Below are 401 nucleotides of genomic sequence, written 5' to 3'. Positions count from 1 at the left end.
CGACGTTCACCCATCGCGACATGGCGATGTTCGTGCATCGGCACAGCGACGGGCAAGACCAGTTCAACGCGGCGATGGGCGCGGTGCGCGGCTCGCCCGACCTGATCGCGCTGGGCAAGGACGGACGCGGCGAAGATCGGTTCACCAGCCGCGACATGATCGAAGCCGAACAGCGGATGCACCGCGCCGCTGATCTTATGGCCGAGCGCGAGCGGCATCGCGTCAGTGAGAACGACCGGGAGGGCGCGCTGGCGCGCGCGTCGGAACGAGGCTTGGACCTGTCGGGTGAGCAGCGGGCGGCGTTCGGCCATGTGACCGATGGCCGGGATATGAGCGTGGTCGTCGGCTATGCCGGGACCGGCAAGAGCGCGATGCTGGGCGTGGCTCGCGAGGCTTGGGAA

At 68.6% G+C, this 401-nt stretch carries 1 protein-coding gene; it reads left to right on the top strand.

What is annotated here, in order from left to right; translation table 11 throughout:
- On the top strand, window positions 1-401 hold a 401-nt coding region (locus BGN95_RS25365; RefSeq protein ID WP_286774401.1), incomplete at both ends, for an AAA family ATPase.

The sequence above is a fragment of the Sphingomonas sp. 66-10 genome, from assembly GCF_001897045.1.
GTDB classification, from domain to species: Bacteria; Pseudomonadota; Alphaproteobacteria; order Sphingomonadales; family Sphingomonadaceae; genus Sphingomonas; species Sphingomonas lycopersici.
Note: the sequence above shows the minus strand (reverse complement) of the source record. Positions and strands in the feature narration are given on the sequence as shown.